At 44.3% G+C, this 521-nt stretch carries 1 pseudogene; it reads left to right on the top strand.

The features are described from left to right. Window positions 1–42: 42 nt before the first annotated feature. A pseudogene (locus B7698_RS00595) lies at window positions 43–521 on the top strand (DNA-directed RNA polymerase subunit beta'); the annotation flags it as partial.

Here is a 521-nt window from a genome sequence, read left to right as displayed (position 1 = left end):
TGAAGAATAAGCAGTTCACTTAGAATAGAAAGGGAAGAAATAGTGGTTGATGTAAATCGTTTTAAAAGTATGCAAATCACCCTAGCTTCTCCAAGCAAAGTCCGTTCATGGTCTTATGGAGAAGTCAAAAAACCTGAAACAATCAATTACCGTACGTTGAAACCAGAACGTGAAGGGCTCTTTGATGAAGTGATCTTTGGTCCTACAAAAGACTGGGAATGTGCTTGTGGTAAGTACAAACGCATTCGTTACAGAGGGATTGTTTGTGACCGTTGTGGGGTTGAAGTAACGCGTACAAAAGTTCGTCGTGAGCGTATGGGACACATCGAGTTGAAAGCTCCTGTATCTCATATCTGGTACTTCAAGGGGATTCCAAGCCGTATGGGCTTGACCCTTGATATGAGCCCTCGTGCCCTCGAGGAAGTTATCTACTTTGCGGCTTATGTGGTGATTGATCCTAAGGATACACCACTTGAGCACAAGTCTATCATGACAGAGCGCGAATACCGTGAGCGCTTGCG

This window comes from Streptococcus mitis, from assembly GCF_002096855.1.
Lineage (GTDB): Bacteria > Bacillota > Bacilli > Lactobacillales > Streptococcaceae > Streptococcus > Streptococcus mitis_Y.
Note: the sequence above shows the minus strand (reverse complement) of the source record. Positions and strands in the feature narration are given on the sequence as shown.